This window comes from Inquilinus sp. 2KB_23, from assembly GCF_052115705.1.
Taxonomy (GTDB): Bacteria; Pseudomonadota; Alphaproteobacteria; order DSM-16000; family Inquilinaceae; genus Inquilinus; species Inquilinus ginsengisoli_A.
This window is the reverse complement of the sequence record NZ_JBFRHF010000009.1, coordinates 1-18,099: the sequence shown is the minus strand read 5'-3', so window position 1 is coordinate 18,099 and position 18,099 is coordinate 1. Positions and strand designations below refer to the sequence as shown.

The 18,099-nt window shown below is 68.9% G+C and carries 16 protein-coding genes; 9 read left to right on the top strand and 7 right to left on the bottom strand.

The features are described 5' to 3' along the window. The first annotated feature begins 36 nt into the window (after positions 1–36). Both AB4112_RS13075 and AB4112_RS13070 read left to right on the top strand, forming a co-directional pair. Positions 37–435 (top strand): MucR family transcriptional regulator, encoded by a 399-nt coding sequence (locus tag AB4112_RS13075; RefSeq protein WP_309796239.1) that lies wholly within the window; start codon positions 37–39, stop codon positions 433–435. 102 nt (positions 436–537) lie between these two features. After that, a complete protein-coding gene (locus AB4112_RS13070) occupies positions 538–1,758 on the top strand; it encodes an acyl-CoA dehydrogenase (RefSeq protein WP_309796238.1) in 1,221 nt (406 codons plus the stop codon). Between the two features lie 73 nt (positions 1,759–1,831). Here the strand turns inward: AB4112_RS13070 and AB4112_RS13065 are convergent, their stop codons facing one another. Next, the gene (locus tag AB4112_RS13065) at positions 1,832–2,308 is read right to left on the bottom strand and encodes a MarR family winged helix-turn-helix transcriptional regulator (RefSeq protein ID WP_309796236.1); all 477 of its coding nucleotides are present in this window, start codon (positions 2,306–2,308) and stop codon (positions 1,832–1,834) included. Positions 2,309–2,649: 341 nt separating this feature from the next. Here AB4112_RS13065 and hemB point away from each other — a divergent pair, with 341 nt between their 5' ends. Next, on the top strand, positions 2,650–3,648 hold the full coding sequence (gene hemB, locus AB4112_RS13060) for a porphobilinogen synthase (RefSeq protein WP_309796234.1): 999 nt from the start codon (positions 2,650–2,652) through the stop codon (positions 3,646–3,648). A gap of 4 nt (positions 3,649–3,652) precedes the next feature. Here the strand turns inward: hemB and AB4112_RS13055 are convergent, their stop codons facing one another. Together AB4112_RS13055 and AB4112_RS13050 are read right to left on the bottom strand one after the other, a co-directional pair. Continuing rightward, positions 3,653–4,498, bottom strand: a complete 846-nt coding sequence (locus tag AB4112_RS13055) for an alpha/beta fold hydrolase (RefSeq protein ID WP_309796232.1) — start codon at positions 4,496–4,498, stop codon at positions 3,653–3,655. A gap of 14 nt (positions 4,499–4,512) precedes the next feature. Further along, positions 4,513–5,664: a type III PLP-dependent enzyme gene (locus AB4112_RS13050; protein WP_309796230.1), complete on the bottom strand. Its 1,152-nt coding sequence runs from the start codon at positions 5,662–5,664 to the stop codon at positions 4,513–4,515. 212 nt (positions 5,665–5,876) lie between these two features. Here AB4112_RS13050 and AB4112_RS13045 point away from each other — a divergent pair, with 212 nt between their 5' ends. The 5 genes from AB4112_RS13045 (at position 5,877) to AB4112_RS13025 (ending at position 12,707) form a co-directional block, all read left to right on the top strand. After that, positions 5,877–8,258: a penicillin acylase family protein gene (locus AB4112_RS13045; RefSeq protein ID WP_309796228.1), complete on the top strand. Its 2,382-nt coding sequence runs from the start codon at positions 5,877–5,879 to the stop codon at positions 8,256–8,258. Between the two features lie 30 nt (positions 8,259–8,288). Then, positions 8,289–9,509, top strand: a complete 1,221-nt coding sequence (locus AB4112_RS13040; protein WP_309796226.1) for a threonine ammonia-lyase — start codon at positions 8,289–8,291, stop codon at positions 9,507–9,509. Positions 9,510–9,639: 130 nt separating this feature from the next. After that, positions 9,640–10,374 (top strand): arginyltransferase, encoded by a 735-nt coding sequence (locus AB4112_RS13035; RefSeq protein ID WP_309796224.1) that lies wholly within the window; start codon positions 9,640–9,642, stop codon positions 10,372–10,374. A gap of 181 nt (positions 10,375–10,555) precedes the next feature. Next, positions 10,556–11,104 carry a TRAP transporter small permease subunit gene (locus AB4112_RS13030; RefSeq protein WP_309796222.1) on the top strand — a complete coding sequence of 183 codons (549 nt, stop codon included), beginning with the start codon at positions 10,556–10,558 and terminating at the stop codon, positions 11,102–11,104. Between the two features lie 31 nt (positions 11,105–11,135). Then, positions 11,136–12,707 (top strand): TRAP transporter large permease, encoded by a 1,572-nt coding sequence (locus AB4112_RS13025; RefSeq protein WP_309796221.1) that lies wholly within the window; start codon positions 11,136–11,138, stop codon positions 12,705–12,707. 58 nt (positions 12,708–12,765) lie between these two features. Here AB4112_RS13025 and AB4112_RS13020 read toward each other — a convergent pair whose 3' ends face one another. From AB4112_RS13020 to recO, 4 genes are all read right to left on the bottom strand, one after another. Beyond that, the gene (locus tag AB4112_RS13020; protein ID WP_309796219.1) at positions 12,766–13,857 is read right to left on the bottom strand and encodes a TRAP transporter substrate-binding protein; all 1,092 of its coding nucleotides are present in this window, start codon (positions 13,855–13,857) and stop codon (positions 12,766–12,768) included. A 147-nt stretch (positions 13,858–14,004) separates the two neighbouring features. Continuing rightward, a complete protein-coding gene (locus tag AB4112_RS13015) occupies positions 14,005–14,589 on the bottom strand; it encodes a biotin transporter BioY (protein WP_309796217.1) in 585 nt (194 codons plus the stop codon). 168 nt (positions 14,590–14,757) lie between these two features. After that, a complete protein-coding gene (parC, locus tag AB4112_RS13010; RefSeq protein WP_441720166.1) occupies positions 14,758–16,989 on the bottom strand; it encodes a DNA topoisomerase IV subunit A in 2,232 nt (743 codons plus the stop codon). Positions 16,990–17,001: 12 nt separating this feature from the next. Beyond that, positions 17,002–17,736, bottom strand: coding sequence for a DNA repair protein RecO (gene recO, locus AB4112_RS13005; RefSeq protein ID WP_441720163.1), 735 nt, complete (start codon positions 17,734–17,736; stop codon positions 17,002–17,004). 218 nt (positions 17,737–17,954) lie between these two features. Between recO and AB4112_RS13000 the strand changes: the two genes are divergently transcribed. Beyond that, a partial coding sequence (locus tag AB4112_RS13000) for a DUF4372 domain-containing protein (protein WP_441720506.1) occupies positions 17,955–18,099 on the top strand: 145 nt, incomplete at its 3' end.

Genomic DNA, 18,099 nt, shown 5'->3' with positions numbered 1-18,099 from the left:
AACACGGACGGGCACAACAACCACGAACTGGTGCAGATGACTGCCCAAATCGTGACGTCCTATATTTCGCGCAACGCGGTTCCCAGCGACCAGCTCGGCGCCGTGATCCATGCGATCCACGATGCGCTGCGGAGCGTGGGCACTGCGCCGATGGCGGCGGCGGTGCCGGCCCTGGCGAAGCCGGCGGTGCCGGTGAAGCGGTCGATCCAGCCGGACTACATCGTCTGCCTGGAGGACGGCAAGAAACTGAAGATGCTGAAGCGGCACCTGCGGACGACTTACGGCCTGTCGCCCGAGGATTACCGCACCAAATGGGGCCTGCCGCCGGACTACCCGATGGTGGCGCCGAACTATGCGGAACAGCGCTCCGCCTTCGCCAAGAAGATCGGCCTGGGGCGGGCGCGCACCGGGTCGGCCAAGACCAAGCGCGGCTGATCGACTCCGGCCGGGATCCGGGGGGAAGCGGCACAAAGCTGGCGGCCCCCCGGCCCCTGTGCTCATATGCGGCTCCGATTTTCTGATAGTTCGGAGTACGTCATGACTGCCTCCTCCGCTGCGGCCGCGCCCGAAAAGCCGGCGTATGGCGCCGGCCGCGCCGCCTTCCAATGGGAGGATCCGCTCCTTCTCGAAGAGCTTCTGACCGAAGAGGAGCGCATGGTGCGCGACGCGGCGCGCGCCTATTGCCAGGACAAGCTGCAGCCGCGCGTGCTCGAGGCCAACCGGCACGAGATCTTCCACCGCGAGATCATGACCGAGATGGGCGAGCTCGGCTTCCTCGGCTCGACCATCGACGGCTATGGCTGCGCCGGCGTGAACTCGATCTGCTACGGACTGATCGCGCGCGAGGTCGAGCGCGTCGACAGCGGCTACCGGTCGGCCATGTCGGTGCAGTCCAGCCTGGTGATGCACCCGATCTGGGCCTACGGCACCGAGGAGCAGCGCCAGAAGTACCTGCCGCGCCTGGCCACCGGCGAGATCGTCGGCTGCTTCGGGCTGACCGAGCCCGACGCCGGGTCCGATCCGGGGTCGATGAAGACCCGGGCGCGCACCGTGGCCGGCGGCTACAGCCTGTCCGGCGCCAAGATGTGGATCACCAATTCGCCGATCGCCGACGTCTTCGTGGTCTGGGCCAAGGATGATTCGGGCGAGATCCGTGGCTTCGTGCTCGAGCGCGGCATGAAGGGCCTGTCCTCGCCCAAGATCGAGGGCAAGTTCTCGCTGCGCGCCTCGACCACCGGCGAGATCGTGATGGACGAGGTCTTCGTCCCGACCGAGAACCTGCTGCCCAACGTCAAGGGGCTGAAGGGCCCGTTCGGCTGCCTCAACAACGCCCGCTACGGCATCGCCTGGGGCGCCATCGGCGCGGCCGAGTTCTGCTGGCACACCGCCCGGCAGTACACGCTGGACCGCAAGATGTTCGGCAAGCCGCTGGCCGGCACCCAGCTGATCCAGAAGAAGCTCGCCGACATGCAGACCGAGATCACCCTCGGCCTGATCGCGGTGCACCGGCTGGGCGAGCTGAAGGACCAGGGCAAGGCGGCGCCGGAGGCGATCAGCCTGATGAAGCGCAACAACTGCGGCAAGTCGCTCGACATCGCCCGGACGGCGCGCGACATGCTCGGCGGCAACGGCATCGCCGATGAGTTCAACGTCATCCGCCATGTGATGAACCTGGAGGCGGTCAACACCTATGAGGGCACGCATGACGTGCACGCCCTGATCCTGGGCCGGGCCCAGACCGGAATCGCGGCCTTCTGAGGCTTGAGACCCGCTGGAAACGAAAAAGGCGCGCCTGACCGGCGCGCCTTTTTCTTGTCTTGACGGATGTGGTTCAGGCGGCGCTGGTGACCGGCTGGTCCGAGGCATAGGCGAGGTTGCCCGACCAGAAGCCTTCGAGCCGCCGCAGCGTGGCGTTCAGAGTCTCGACGTCGCCGCCGCGCAGCCCCGTATTATCAAGCGCATCCGCCTGGCGGCCGAACATGGCCTCCAGCTTGGTCCGCAGCGCCTGGCCCTTGCTGGTCAGCCGCACCCGGGTGGAGCGCCGGTCGTGTTGCGACCGCTCCTGCGCCAAATAACCGTTCTCGACCATCTTCTTGACGTTGTACGAGACATTCGACCCGAGATAGTAGCCGCGGGCCGTCAGTTCGCCGATGGTCAGCTCATCCATGCCGATATTATACAGAATCAGACTTTGGACGTTGTTGATGTCTTGGACGCCAAAGCGGTCCAGCTCCACCTTTACCACATCCAGAAAGCAGCGATGGAGCCGCTCTATCAGCGCAGTCATGCGGTAATAGGGATGATGCATTCAGACCTCCGACCTACTGGCGTCTTGTACTATCTAGATCGCCGTTCCACCACTCTTAAAGCCACTTTAGACAAAATCATCCAGAACGAAAGCCTAGAGAGTTCGACCCTGTTTCACTGCAATTTGCAACGCATTCGGGCCGAATTCGCGGCAGATCGGTGCATCCGGTTGTGTCAAAGAACATTTTTGACCCGCCGAGATCAAGTTATCAACCCTTCCCTTGCAAGGATCGTTTCCTGTGCCGGAACGATCGCGCACGCCAAGCCGTCGCACCAGGTTGTTTCCGGCCGGGGCCTCGGCCTAGAGTGCGCGCCACTGCATGGTAGCCTTTGAGTGCCGCGATGTCCCGCCTGCCCTTCCCCGGTGCCTTCCCGACGACGCGGCCCCGCCGCCTGCGCAGCGACGGCTGGATCCGCGAACTGGTGGCGGAGACCCGGCTGGGGCCCGGCGACCTGATCTGGCCGATCTTCGTGGTCGAAGGCGACCAGCGGCAGCCGGTCGAATCGCTGCCGGGGGTCGACCGCCTGGATCTCGCCAGCGCCGTCGAGGCCTGCCGCCGCGCCCGCGACCTGGGCATCCCCGCCGTGGCGATCTTCCCGATGATCGACCGCGCCCTGCGCAGCGAGGACGGGGCCGAGGCCTGCCGCGAGGGCAACCTGGTCTGCCGCGCCACCGCCGCGATCAAGGCCGCGGTGCCGGATCTCGGCATCATGGTCGACGTCGCACTCGATCCTTTCACCAGCCACGGCCATGACGGCGTGCTGCGCGACGGCCGCGTGCTGAACGACGAGACCGTCGAGATCCTGGTCCGCCAGGCGCTGGTCCAGGCCGCGGCCGGGGCCGACATCGTCGCGCCGTCGGACATGATGGACGGCCGCATCGGCGCCGTCCGCGCGGCGCTGGACGGCACCGGGCGCCAGGACGTCAAGATCATGGCCTATTCGGCGAAGTACGCCTCGGCCTTCTACGGCCCGTTCCGCGACGCGGTCGGGTCCACCGGCGTTCTGGTCGGCGACAAGAAGACCTACCAGATGGATTCGGCCAACAGCGACGAGGCGCTGCGCGAGGTCGAGCTCGACCTGCGCGAGGGCGCCGACATGGTGATGGTCAAGCCGGGGCTGCCCTATCTCGACATCATCCGCCGGGTGCGCGACGGCTTCGGCGTGCCGACCTTCGCCTACCAGGTCAGCGGCGAATACGCGATGCTGCGGGCCGCGGCGCAGAACGGCTGGCTGGACTATCCCAAGGCGCTGCTCGAGGTGCTGACCGCCTTCAAGCGCGCCGGCGCCGCCGGCGTCTTGACCTATGGCGCGGTCGACGCCGCCCAGCTGATCGGCTGAGCCGCTAGGCGGCCAGCCAGTCCCGGATCGGCGCGATCTGCTCCGGCGCCATCAGCGCCGGGGCGTGGCCGCAGCCTTCGACGGTCAGCAGCGTGGTGTCCGGCCGCGCCGCCATGCGCGCGGCGGTCTCCGCCGTTAGCAGGTCGGACTCGGCGCCGCGGACCACCAGGATGGGACAGCGGATCTGGCCCCACAGCGCCCAGAGATCGACATCCGACAGCGCGCCGGTGAAGGCCGCGGCGATGCCGGGATCATAGGCCAGGCCCAGCGTCCCATCCGGCCGGGGCCAGGCGCTGTGCCGCGCCAGATGGGCCCATTGGCCGTCGCTCAGCGGGCCGAAGGGGGCGTGGACCCGGCGCAGATGCGCCTCCAGCGCCGCCAGGTCGGCGAACACCGGGTCGAGCCCGACATAGCTGCCGATCCGCTCCAGCGCCGCCTTGGGAATGAAGGGCCCGACATCGTTCAGCACCAGCCGCCGGATCGGCGTGTTGGGCTGGGCCGCCAGCATCATGCCGATCAGCCCGCCCATCGAGGTGCCGACCCAGTCGACCACGGGCGCGTCGAGCCGGGCGATCAGCGCCGCGGCGTCGCCGAGATATTGCGGGTAGCCGTAGAGCGCCGGGTTGGCCAGCCGGTCGCTGCGGCCGCGGCCGGCGACGTCGGGGCACACCACCCGCCGCCCAACCCCCGCCAGTTCGGCGGCGAGCGCGTCGAAGTCCCGGCCGTTGCGGGTCAGGCCATGGACGCACAGCACCGGCGGCCGCGTCCGGTCCGTGCCCCATTCGACATAGGCCAGGCGATGGAAGCCGCCGATGCCGAGCCCGAGGTAACGCTGCTCGACCGGGTTCATCTCAGGAGACTCCATCAGGCGGCCCGGGCGCTGACGGGGCGCAGGGCGTCGTCGGCCACGGCGACGAAGCGGCGCGCCTCGAAGCCGTTGAAGCGGGTCTGCAGCACGTTGGAATAGGCGCCGATCTGGCCGAACTCGATCCAGTCGCCCTCGCGCACATCCTCCGGCAGCGACGACCCGCCGGGCAGGCTGTCGTAGCTGTCGCAGGTGGGACCGAACAGGGAAAAGGTCGCCATCCTGCGTCCGGCTCCGCCGGGACGCAGCAGGCGGACGGGGTAGACCGTGCCGAACAGCTTCATGTCGGCCAAGCTGCCATAGGCGCCGTCGTTGAGATAGAGGCGATGGCCGCGGCGGAACTCGACCTTCACCACCAGCGAGCAGGCTTCGGCCACCAGCGCCCGGCCGGGCTCGCAGAACAGCGCGCGCCCGGGGTCAGCCGGCAGCCGGGCGGCCCCGGCCTGGATCGCGGCGACATAGGCGGCCAGCGGCGGCGGCTCGGTGCCGACATAGGCGGTGGGAAAGCCGCCGCCGACATCGATCACCGGGACCGGCACCGCGGCCTCGGCCAGGATGCCGCCGCAGATCGCCAGCGCGCTCTCATAGGCGCCCGGATCCAGGCATTGCGAGCCGACATGGAAGGTCAGGCCGGCCCGGTTGCCGCTGGCGGCGATGCGGCGCAGCAGCCCCGGCGCGGCCGCCGCCTCCGCCCCGAACTTGCCGGTGAGGTCGCAGACCGAATCGAAGCGCGGCATGTCCACCCGCAGCACCAGGGTCAGGTCGCGGGCCTCCCCGGTCACGGCCAGGATCTTGGCCAGCTCCTCCTCATGGTCGAGGGCGAAGGTGCGGATGCCGAAGCGGTGATAGGCCAGGGTCACCGCCTGCCGGTTCTTGACCGGATGCATGTAGTGCGACCGCGCGCCCGGCAGCGCAGCCGCGGCCTCGATCTCGCTCAGTGATGCCACGTCGAAATCGGTCAGGCCGCCGGCCTGCAGCCCGGCCAGGACCTCGGGGTGGTCGTTGCATTTGACCGCGTACATCACCGTGCCCGGGAAGGCCTGCACGAACTGCGCCGCAGCGTCCTTCAGGACCTTGGGGCGCAGGCAGTAGACCGGCTCCTCGGGGCGAAGCGCGGTGACCATCGCGAGGGCGTCGGCGAAGACTTCCATGGACCTCTTTCCACCGGGCGACGGCCGAGCACCGCATCGGACTCATGATCTAGGCAGCCCCGGCGGATTGCCCAGCCCGGACGGAGCTTCGCCCAGAATTTCATCAAAATTAAGTCCGGCCGATGCGACACCGCCTGCCTCGCCCGGCGCCGGAAAGCCCCCTATAACGGCCCTGGGCGCAGCCGATACCGCGCTGCGTGGAGAGGCTGTCGATGAAATGGGTCCGTCGCGGCGCGGTGGCGCTGGCCTGTCTTCTTCTGTTGCTCGCGGGGCTCGTCGGCGGCGGGTTCTGGTGGCTGCGCACCGGGGTGCCGGCGGAATCGGGCACCATCGCGCTCGACGGCCTGTCCGCCCCGGTCCGGGTCTACCGCGATGCCCACGGCATCCCGACCATCTTCGCCCAGACCGACGGCGACGCCTATTTCGCCCTCGGCTACCTGCACGCCCAGGACCGGCTGTGGCAGATGGAACTGCAGCGCCGGATCGGCGCCGGGCGCCTGTCCGAGGTGGTCGGCCCGGCGACGCTGAAGCTCGACCGGCTGATGCGCACCCTCGGCCTCTACCGCCTCGCCGAGGCCGATGTCGCCAGCCTGTCGCCCGAGACCCAGGCCGCCTTCGGCCGCTACGCCGCCGGGGTCAACGCCTGGATCGACGGCCATGACGGCGCCCTGCCGCCGCAATTCTACCTGCTGCGCACCCGGCCCGCGCCCTGGCGCCCGGCCGACACGCTGGTCTGGAGCAAGCTGATGGCGCTGCAGCTCTCCGGCAACTATGTCGACGAGATCCAGCGCACCCGCATGATCGAGCGGCTGGGGCCGGAGCGCACCGCCACCCTGTTCCCCGACCTCGGCGCCCTGACGCCCACCACCCTCGCCGCCCTCGACCAGGCCGTGCCGATGCTGGCCGGGCTGGCCGCGGCGCTGCCGCCGCCGCTGGGCCCCCGCACCGCCTCCAACGAATGGGTGGTCGGCCCCGGCCGCACCGGCACCGGCGCCCCGATCCTGGCCAACGACCCCCATCTGGGGCTGAGCGCCCCGATCCTGTGGTACCTCGCCCGGATCGAGACCCCGACCCTGTCGGTGGCCGGCGCCACCGTCGCCGGGGTGCCGCTGACCATCCTCGGCCAGAACCGCCACATCGCCTGGGGCTTCACCACCACCGGCGCCGACGTCCAGGACCTGTTCCTCGAGACCGTCGATCCCAAGGACCCGGCCCGCTACCTCACCCCCAACGGCAGCGCCGCCTTCGACATCCGGACCGAGACCATCGCCGTCTCCGGCGGCGATCCGGTGACGATGACCATCCGCAGCACCCGGCACGGGCCGGTGCTGTCGGACCTCGACCCCGACATGGACAAGCTGGCCGGCAGCGGCAAGGTCGCCGCCCTGGCCTTCACCGCGCTGGCGCCCGGCGACACCTCGGCGCAGGCGCTGTACGGCCTGAACCGGGCCGGCAACTGGCAGGACTTCCTGGCCACGATGCGGTTCTGGCGTGCCCCGATCCAGAATGTGGTCTATGCCGATGACGGCGGCAACATCGGCTTCCTGACCCCCGGCGCGATCCCGGTCCGCCGCTCCGGCAAGGGCGAGTTGCCCGGCGACGGCGCCTCCGGCGCCCAGGACTGGACCGGCACCATCCCGTTCGAAGACCTGCCCCAGGCGCTGAACCCGCCGGCCGGCTTCGTCGCCAACGCCAACAACACCGTGGTCGGGCCGGACTACCCCCACTACATCGGCTCGGGCTACGACGAACCCTACCGCGCCCGCCGCATCGTCGAGATGCTGGGCGCGGACGGGCCGGTCACGGTCGACCGCTCCCGGGCGATGCAGGCCGACACGCTGACCCTGGAGGCCCAGGACCTGCTGCCGCTGATGACCGGGATCGAGCCGGTGAACGGCCGCATGGCGGCGGCGCTGGCCCGGCTGCGCGGCTGGGACATGCACATGGACCGGAGCAAGCCGGAGCCGCTCTTGTACATGGAATGGCTGCGCCGCTTCGCCCACGCCGTGTTCGACCTGCCGCTCGGCCCGCTCGCCCAGGACTATTTCGGGCTGCACCCGACGGTGCTGAAGACCATCCTGACCCGCGACCCGTCCTGGTGCGGCGACGCCGCGGCGTCCCCTCCCCCGGCGGATTGCCAGGCGCTGCTGCAGCGCACCCTGGGCGAGGCGCTGGACGCCCTGACCAAGCGCCACGGCGCCGACATCGCCGCCTGGCGTTGGGGTGACGAGCATGTCGCGCCCCTGGCCGACCAGGTGCTGTCGCGCGTGCCGGTGGTCGGCGGCCTGATCTCGCTGGCAACGCCGACGGATGGCGGCCCCTATACCCTCAACCGCGGCGCCACCACCATCGACGATCCCGTCACCCCCTACGCCCACACCCACGGCGCCGGCTACCGCGCCGTCTACGACCTCGCCGACCGCGCGCGGTCGCGTTTCATGATCGCCACCGGCCAGTCCGGCAACCCGCTGTCGCCACATTGGGGGGACCTGGTCGCGGATTGGCGAGACGGACGCAGCTTGACGTTGTCCGGTAACGAGGCTGATCTCGCTGCCGCGGGGGAATCACTCACCACCCTGCAGCCGCCCCCCTGAGGCTTCAGACCAGGACCATCGGAGTCCGCCATGCTGCCGGTCACCATCGACGACATCCACGCCGCCGCCGCCGCGCTCGAGGGCCAGGTCGCGCGCACCCCGACCATCGCGGCGCCGCAGCTGTCCGGCATCCTGGGCTGCGAGATCTTCCTGAAGCTGGAGACGCTGCAGCGCACCGGGTCGTTCAAGGACCGCGGCGCCTACAACAAGCTGCGGTCGCTCGGCAAGGCGGAGCGCAAGCGCGGCGTCGTCGCCATGTCGGCCGGCAACCATGCCCAGGGCGTGGCCTACCACGCCACCCGCCTGGGCATCCCCTCCACCATCGTCATGCCGACCTTCACCCCCTTCACCAAGGTGGCGAAGACCGAGGGCTATGGCGCGCGCGTGGTGCTGGTCGGCCAGACCCTGGACGACAGCATGGGGCATGCCCGCAAGCTGGTGGACGAGGAGGGGCTGACCCTGATCCACCCCTATGACGACCCCCACATCGTCGCCGGCCAGGGCACCGCCGGGCTGGAGATGCTGGCCGACGTGCCCGATCTCGACGACATCGTGGTGCCGATCGGCGGCGGCGGGCTGATCTCCGGCATCGCCATCGCCGCCCGGTCGATCCGGCCGTCGGTGCGCATCACCGGGGTCGAGGCCGCGCTCTACGCCTCGATGAGCGACGCCGTCGCCGGCCGCACCGGCATCTACGGCGGCGCCACCATCGCCGAGGGCATCGCGGTCAAGAGCCCGGGCGTGCTGACCCGCCAGATCATCGCCGAGCTGGTCGACGACATCGTCACGGTCGAGGAGACGGTGCTGGAGCACGGCGTGCACATGCTGCTGACCCAGCAGAAGCTGGTGGCCGAGGGCGCCGGGGCGGCCGGCATCGCCGGCATCCTGGCCAACCCAGAGCGCTTTGCCGGGCGGCGGGTCGGCGTGGTGGTCTGCGGCGGCAACATCGATCCGCGCATCCTGGCCTCGATCCTGATGCGCGGCCTGGTGCGCAACGGCCAGATCGCGCGGCTGCGCATCGAGATCGAGGATTCCCCCGGCGTGCTCAGCCGCATCGCCGGCATCATCGGCGCGATCGGCGGCAACATCATCGAGACCTACCACCAGCGCCTGTTCTTCCAGATCCCGGTGAAGCGGGCCGACATCGACGTGGTGGTCGAGACCCGCGACCGCGCCCATGTCGAGGTCATCATCGCCAAGCTGACGGCGGAGGGCTATCCGGCCAAGCTGCTGGGCGACGTCGGGGCCTAGCCCGCATTTGTCATCGGCCGCGGCTAGCGCCGGCCGGATTCATCGCGCGGCTCCGAGTCGCTTGCTGCCGGTCCCGCACTGTGATCCAGTATGGGTCTATGAGGTTGGTGCCTCGACCCAGGAGCCTTTGATGTCCGTCATCGACGGCACGCTCGGTCGTCTGCAGCATTTCTACCGGTCAGGCCCGCTGCCCTGCCCCTATATCGCCGGCCGTGTCGAACGCAAGCTGTTCACCCGTCTCAACGGCGGCGACGCGCGTGCGCTCAACACCACCCTGTCCCAGGCCGGGTTCCGGCGCAGCCACGACATCGTCTACCGGCCGGTCTGTCCCGGCTGCCGCGCCTGCGTCCCGGTGCGCATCCCGGTGGCGCGCTTCGTGCCCGGCCGCAGCATGCGCCGGGCCTGGGCCGCCAATCTCGACCTCGGCCGCCGCTCGGCCCTGCCGGTCGGCACCGACGAGCAGTTCGCGCTGTTCCTGCGCTACCAGCGGCACCGCCACGGCGACAGCGACATGGCGCGGATGTCGCGGGCCGATTACGGCAGCATGATCGAGGAGGGCAGCGGCAGCGCCGCCCTGATCGAGTTCCGCGACGCCAAGGGCGAGCTGCGGGCCGCGGCGCTGGTCGACGTGCTGGAGGACGGGCTGTCGGCGGTCTACAGCTTCTACGACCCCGACGTGCCGCAGCGCAGCCTGGGCACCTACGTCATCCTGGCGCTGGTGGAGGAGGCCCGGCTGCGCGGCCTCGACCATGTCTATCTCGGCTACTGGATCGAGCAGAGCCAGAAGATGGCCTACAAGGCCCGCTTCCAGCCGCTGGAATCCCTGACCGACAACGGCTGGATGCCGCTCGAGATCGAAGGCTGAGCCGTTCACCGATATCCGCCTCCCCCGGCGAAGCCCCCCTTTCCCGGGCGCGGCCGCGCTTTGCGGTCGATCGAAGGTTGGTCTCGTCCCCGAAAGCTGATATTTCGCGATAGCGAATTCGGAGACGATTGAACCGATCCAATCTGCAGTGCCGAAGCAGAACAAGGAAACAGGGGGAACCATGGGGGCTTTGCTGGGTGCCAGCCGCGTCATCGACGCTGTCAACGGCTGGATCGGACGATCGGTGTCCTGGCTCGTCCTCGTCGCCGTGCTGGTGAGCACCGGCAACGCCATCCTGCGCAAATCCTTCTCGATCAGTTCCAACGCCTGGCTGGAGCTGCAATGGTACCTCTTCTCCGCCGTGTTCCTGCTGGCCGCCGGCTACACGCTGCTGAAGGGCGAGCACGTCAAGGTCGACATCCTCTACGCCCGCTGGCCGCGTCGCGCCCAGCTCTGGATCGAGGTGTTCGGCACCGTCGTCTTCCTGCTGCCCTTCTGCATCATCACCATCCTGCTGTCCTGGCCGGTGATGGTCGACAAATACGTCAGCGGCGAAATCTCCGGCAACGCCAACGGCCTGATTCTCTGGCCGGTCTGGGCCCTGATCCCGGCCGGCTTCCTGCTGCTGGGGCTGCAGGGCCTATCGGAACTCGTCAAGCGGATCGCCATCCTGTCGGGCCGGATCCCCGACATCGTCGAAGCGCACGGCCACGAAGCCGACCCCCTTTGAGCCGGCCACCCGAATCTGAAGGTCCGTCCGCATGACGCAGTTCCTGATCGAGAACATGGCGCCGATCATGTTCGCCTCGCTGGTGATCGTGCTGCTGCTCGGTTACCCCGTGGCCTTCTCCCTCGCCGCGGTCGGCTTCGGCTACGGCCTGCTCGGCATCGAACTGGGCCTGCTGCCGGTCAGCCTGTTCGGGGCGATCCCGGACCGGTTCTTCGGCCAGATGTCGAACGAGACGCTGCTGGCCGTCCCCTTCTTCACCTTCATGGGACTGATCCTCGAACGCAGCGGCATGGCGGAGGACCTGCTCGACACCATCGGCCAGCTGTTCGGTCCGGTGCGCGGCGGCCTGGCCTATGCCGTGATCTTCGTCGGCGCCCTGCTGGCCGCCACCACCGGCGTGGTCGCCGCCTCGGTGATCTCGATGGGGCTGATCTCGCTGCCGATCATGATGCGCTACGGCTACGACCGGTCGCTGGCCGCCGGCGTCATCGCCGCCTCCGGCACGCTGGCGCAGATCATCCCGCCCAGCCTGGTCCTGATCATCATGGCCGACCAGCTCGGCCGCTCGGTCGGCGACATGTACGAAGGTGCGGTGCTGCCCGGGCTGATCCTGACCGGTCTCTACACCCTGTATGTCCTGCTGATGACGTTCATCCGGCCGAAGACCGCCCCCGCCCTGCCGCTGGAGGCGCGATCGCTGCGGGGCTTGGCCCTTGCGGCCAAGGTGGTGACCTCCCTGGTGCCGCCGCTGGTGCTGATTTTCCTGGTGCTCGGCACCATCTTCCTCGGCATCGCCACGCCGACCGAGGGCGGCGCCATGGGTGCGGCCGGATCGCTGATCCTGGCCGCGATCAACCGGCGGCTCAACCTGACCATGGTCAAGCAGGCGCTGGACACTACCACCAAGCTCACCGCCTTCGTCATCTTCATCCTGCTCGGCGCCCGCGTCTTCTCGCTGACCTTCTACGGCGTCAACGGCCATGTCTGGGTCGAGCACCTGCTGACCTCGGTGCCAGGCGGCGTCATCGGCTTCCTGGTCATCGCCAACATCATCGTCTTCGTGCTGGCCTTCTTCCTCGACTATTTCGAGCTGGCCTTCATCATCGTGCCGCTGCTGGCGCCGGTGGCGAGCAGCCTTGGAATCGACCTGGTCTGGTTCGGCGTGCTGCTGGCGGTCAACATGCAGACGTCCTTCATGCACCCGCCCTTCGGCTTCTCGCTGTTCTACCTGCGCTCGGTGGCACCGACCCGGGCTTACCGGGACAAGATCACCGGAAGGACGATCGCGCCGGTGACCACCGGGCAGATCTATCTCGGCGCGATCCCCTTCGTCCTGATCCAGATCGTGATGGTCGCGATCGTGATCGGCTTCCCCGGGTTGGTGACCCACTACAAATCGGGCCGGATCGATGTCGATCCGAACAGCATCAACATCAACGTGCCGATGCCCGGGGCCGGCGACAGCAACCCGTTCGGCGCCCCGGCGACGCCCGATTTCGGCACGCCGCCGCCCCCGGATTTCGGCGCCCCCGCCCCTGGCAGCCAACCGCCCGCCCCGGCGGCGCAGCCCGGCGATCCCCTGCCCGCGCCCAGCTTCAAGTGAGCAAAGAAAAGGGCCGGCCCCCGAAAGAGGACCGGCCCGGTCGGTTCAGGGCAGCCCGCTACTTGCCGGCGGCCTGCTGGGCGTAGACGTAGCTGTCATAGGTGTATTCCGCGACCCGGAACCACTGATAGGCCTCGGTGCGGAACTGCTTCCACGGCTCGTAGATCGCCTTCCAGTTGGCGTTCGAGGCCGAAAGCTCGTCGTAGAGCTTGAACGATTCGACATAGGCGGCGTCGAGCACGTCGCGGGGCAGCGGCTTCAACTGCACGCCCTTGCCGACCAGGCTGCGGATCGCCGTGATGTTCTTCACGTCGTACAGCGCCAGCATGTTGAAGTTGGCGATCTCGGTGGCCACGGCCAGCGCCTTCTTGTAGGCGTCGGGCAACGCCTCGTGCTTCTCCTTGTTGAACAGGAAATGCACGGTCGGGCCGCCTTCCCAGAAGGCGGGGTAGTAGTAGAACTTGGCGACCTGGTAGAAGCCCAGCTTCTCGTCGTCATAGGGCCCGACCCATTCGGTCGCGTCGATCGTGCCCCGCTCCAGCGCCGGGTAGATGTCGCCGCCGGCGATCTGCTGCGGCACCACGCCGATGCGCTCGACCACCTTGCCGGCCAGGCCGGCGATGCGCATCTTCAGGCCCTTGAGGTCGGCCAGCGACTTGACCTCGTTGCGGAACCAGCCGCCCATCTGGGTGCCGGTGTTGCCGCCGGGGAAGCCGACCACGCCGTAATTGGCGAAGAAGGTGTTCAGCAGGTCGTTGCCGCCGCCATGGTACAGCCAGGCGTTCTGCTGGCGGGCGTTCAGGCCGAACGGGATCGACGAGCCGATGGCGAAGGTCGGGTCCTTGCCGACATAGTAGTAGGCGACGGTGTGGGCCGCCTCGACCGTGCCGTTCTGCGCCGCGTCCAGGGCCTGCAGGCCCGGCACCAGCTCACCCGACGGGAACACCTGGATCTGGAACTTGCCGTCGGTCAGGTCCGACAGCGTCTTCGACATGACTTCGGCGCCGCCATAGATGGTGTCGAGCGATTTGGGGAAGCTGGAGGCCAGGCGCCACTTGATCTCGGGCCGCTCCTGCGCGATCGCCGGCGCTGCCAACGGCACGGCCGCCAGGCCGACGCCCGCGGTCGCGATGAAATTCCGCCGCTTCATGTCTCGGATTCTCCCCCTGTTTCGCAACGATTGACCGTGGATCGGTGATTCGCCGCGACGTTTGGTTCGCGCCGCGGCGTCGATCTCATCTAATGAAACTCAGGCGCGTGACGCAACGGCGCTTCTGCGCCGCCGCGCCTTTTGCGCTCAGGCCCCGCGCCGGCGGGCGATCCCGCCCAGGGTTGCCAGGAGCATCCCGGCCAGCGCGCCCTTCAGGATCGCCGCAGGGATGAAGGGCATGAAGCCGTTGGCGATCGCCGCCGCCGGGCCGATCAGCATCGCCAGCCAGGCCACGCCGGTGACGAAGGGCACCAGCGTGGCCAGGGTCAGCGCCGCGGCCATGCCGAGCAGCCCGCGGGTCCAGCCGCGCTCCACCGCCAAGCCCATCAGGGCGGCCGAGAGCACGAAGCCGACGAGATAGCCGCCGGTCGGCCCCGCCACATAGGCCGGGCCGGCGAGGACGCCGGCGAAGACCGGCAGCCCAGCCAGGCCTTCGGCCAGATAGGCCAGCATGGTGAGCCCGCCGAGGCGCCAGCCATAGGCGCCGCCGAGCAGCAGCACGACGCCGGTCTGCATGGTCATCGGCACCGGCACGAACGGCACCTGGATCTTGGCCGACAGCGCCATCAGGGCCGACCCCAGCAGCACCAGCACGACGGCGCGGACCCGGCCGGCATCACTGCTCTCGGCGCGCCAGACGGACAGCATCAGGGGAAGGGTGCGGGTGGTCATGTCGGGGCTCCGGCTGTCTTGTCTGTCTGAATTCTACGCATCCTCGCTCCAACGATTGTCATGCCACGGCTCGACCGTGGCATCCAGGGGCGGCCAGAGCGGCTCTCGACGGCCCCTGGATTGCCCGGTCAAGCCGGGCAATGACAGGCGGGAGGGGTCGGTCAGTGGTCACGAAAACTTGTTGGTCTGCGGGAAGCCGCGCGGCGGCAGGTTGCCGCTGCGGCCGCGGGCGGTGATCGGGATCTCCGGCTCGGTCCGGGTGCGGCCGCCGCCCATCTGCCAGCTCAGCCCATCCTCGCGCTTGAACAGGGTCAGGTCCGACAGCGCGGCGCCATGGTACTTCTGCAGCGTCACGCCCTTGCCGCGCCCCATCTCCGGCAGCTCGGACAGCGGGAAGCACAGCAGGCGCCGGTTGGTGCCGACCACCGCGACGGTGTCGCCGGTGACCGGCCGGCAGACCGCGGCCTTGGCGCCGTCGTTCAGGTTCAGCACCTGCTTGCCGGCCCGGGTCTGGGCGATCACGTCGCTTTCCGGCACCACGAAGCCGCGGCCGTCGGTCGACGCCACCACCAGCTTGCGGCCCGGCACATGGGCCAGCAGCGCGATGATGTCGGTGTCGTTGCCGAGATCGACCATCATGCGCACCGGCTCGCCGAAGCCGCGGCCGCGCGGCAGCTTGTCGGCCGCCAGGGTGTGGAAGCGGCCGTCGCTGCCGAACAGCAGGATCTTGTCGGTGGTCTCGGCCTGCAGCACGAAGCCTTCGCCGTCGCCGTCCTTGTACTTGATCTCGGCCAGTTCCAGGCCGTGGCCGCGCAGCGCCCGGATCCAGCCCTTGTCCGACAGGAACACGGTCAGCGGCTCGCGCTCGATCTGCGGCTCCAGCGAGACCACCACGGCCGAGGGCGGGTCGCCGATCTTGGTGCGGCGGCGGCCGAGCTCGGTGTCCGGGCCGAAGCGCTTCTTGATCAGCGCGATCTCGGCGCCGATCGCCTTCCAGCGCTTGCCCTCGTCCGCCAGCAGCGCCTCGGCGGCGTCGCGCTCGGCCGACAGCCCGTCGAACTCGCGCCGGATCTCCATCTCCTCGAGCTTGCGCAGGGACCGCAGCCGCATGTCGAGGATGGCATCGGCCTGGACCTCGGTCAGCTTGAAATGCGCCATCAGCGCCGATCGCGGCTCATCCTCCTCGCGGATGATGCGGATCACCTCGTCGAGATCGAGGAAGACGATCAGGTAGCCGCCGAGGATCTCCAGCCGCCGCTCGATCTTGCCGAGGCGGTAGCGGGTCCGCCGCTCCAGCACCTCGTAGCGGTGGTCGAGGAAGCCCTGGCAGACATCCTTCAGCCCCATCACCCGCGGGACGTTGGTGGCGTCCAGCACGTTCATGTTCAGGCTGAAGCGGGTTTCCAGCTCGGTCAGCCGGAACAGCTGCTCCATCAGCATGTCAGCTTCGACGTTGCGGCTCTTCGGCACCAGGATGATGCGGACATCCTCGGCCGATTCGTCGCGCACATCCTCCAGCGTCGACAGCTTCTTCGCGGTGACGATGTCGGCCAGCTTCTCGATCAGCCGCGACTTCTGCACCTGGTACGGGATCTCGGTGACCACGATCTGGAACAGGCCGAGCGGCAGCTTCTCGATCTCCCAGCGCGCCCGGACGCGGAAGGCGCCGCGGCCGGTGGCGTAGGCCTCGCGGATCGCGGCGGCGGATTCGACCAGCTCGCCGCCCGTCGGGAAGTCCGGCCCGGCCACCATGGTCAGCAGGTCGTCGACCGTGGCAGCGGGGCGCTTGATCAGCAGCTGCAGTGCGTCGCAGATCTCGCCGACATTGTGCGGTGGGATCGAGGTCGCCATGCCGACCGCGATGCCCTGGCTGCCATTGGCCAGCAGGTTGGGGAAGGCGGCGGGCAGCACCACCGGCTCCCGCCCCTCGCCGTCATAGGTCTCGCGGAAATCGACCGCGTCCTCGTCGATGCCCTCCAGCAGCGCCTCGGCCACGGCGGTCAGCCTAGCCTCGGTGTACCGCATCGCCGCGGCGTTATCGCCGTCGATATTGCCGAAATTGCCCTGGCCGTCGACCAGCGGATAGCGCTGGGCGAAATCCTGCGCCATGCGCACCAGCGCATCGTAGATCGAACTGTCGCCATGCGGGTGGTATTGGCCGATGACGTCGCCGACCACGCGGGCCGATTTCTTCGGCGGCGTGGTCGAGGCCAGGCGCAGCTGGCGCATGGCGTAGAGCAGCCGGCGATGTACCGGCTTCAGCCCGTCGCGCAGGTCCGGCAGCGACCGCGACGTGATCGTCGACAGCGCGTAGTTGAGATAGCGGGTGCCGAGCGCTTCGTGCAGCGGCACCGGCTGGATGGTTTCGGCCGAAGGGTCTTTGGAGGGCGTGCTGGTCATGACCCCGTCAGTCTAGCCGATCGCAGCGGCCGATCGAAGCGCAGTTCGGCGGTACGCCTCGACAAATCGCGTCCGCGCCTCGGGCTGGGGCTTGCCGGCCTGGGCGAACAGGTGGCGCTCGACGAAATGCCCGGCCAGGGCCAGCCCCTCGACCACCGATTTCGGCGTCGCCGGCTCGCGCCCGGTCAGGAATCCGGGCAGCGGCAGCAGGCGGTCGCGGTAGGGCGCGGCGGCGGAGAGCGAGACCGCCCTGCCCGTCCGCGGGCTGATGAAGGCGAGATGGTCGTTGTCGCCGGTCACGGCGCAGCGCGAGACGTCGAGGCCGAAGCCCAGCGCGCCGAGCAGCCCGATCTCCCACTGGACATAGGCGGCATCCCAATGCGGCGTCGGCAGGGTCTCCAGGAAGGCCAGGGTGCCGTCGAAGACATCAGGCAGCGGCTGGCGCTCGGCCAGGGCGGTGTCGAGCACGGCGCAGGCCGAGACCAGGGCCAAGAGCCGCAGCGGCTCGTCCATGATCGCCGCGGCCGGGGTGCGGTCGACCTCCAGCGTGAAGGTGCCGAGATGGTCGGCCAGCCGGCCGCGCCACTGCGCCGCCACCAGCGTGCCCGGCGGCAGCCCGGCCCGGCGGCGCTGGCCGTGGATGATGCCGAGATGGCGGCCGTGCTCGCGGGTCAGCAGCCCGGTGATCAGCGCCGTCTCGCCATGCGGGCGGACGGTCAGGACGATGCCGTCGTCGCGCCAGTCCACGTCATGCCCTGTCTGCGGTCATTCCGCCTGTATAGCACGAAACGAGAACGAAGGGCAGTTCTCGTCCCAGGACCATTCGGGGCTGCGCCGCCACTCTATTGTCATCCTCGGGCTTGACCCACGAGTGTCCGGTTGAGTTTTGTGGACAAGGTGCATGGCGTTGATTCTGCTGGATCTCGAACGTCTGGCAACGTTTCGGGACAGCAAAGGGCAACGCCATGCAGCACAAGAATAGCGTGTTCCACGATCTTCTGAAGCACGTTCCTTGGGCCGGCTTCGAGGGGCTGGTCGAGCAGCATGGCGCCGATTTCCGGGTGCGCAGCTTGCCGAGCAAGACACAGTTGATCGCGCTCGTGTACGGCC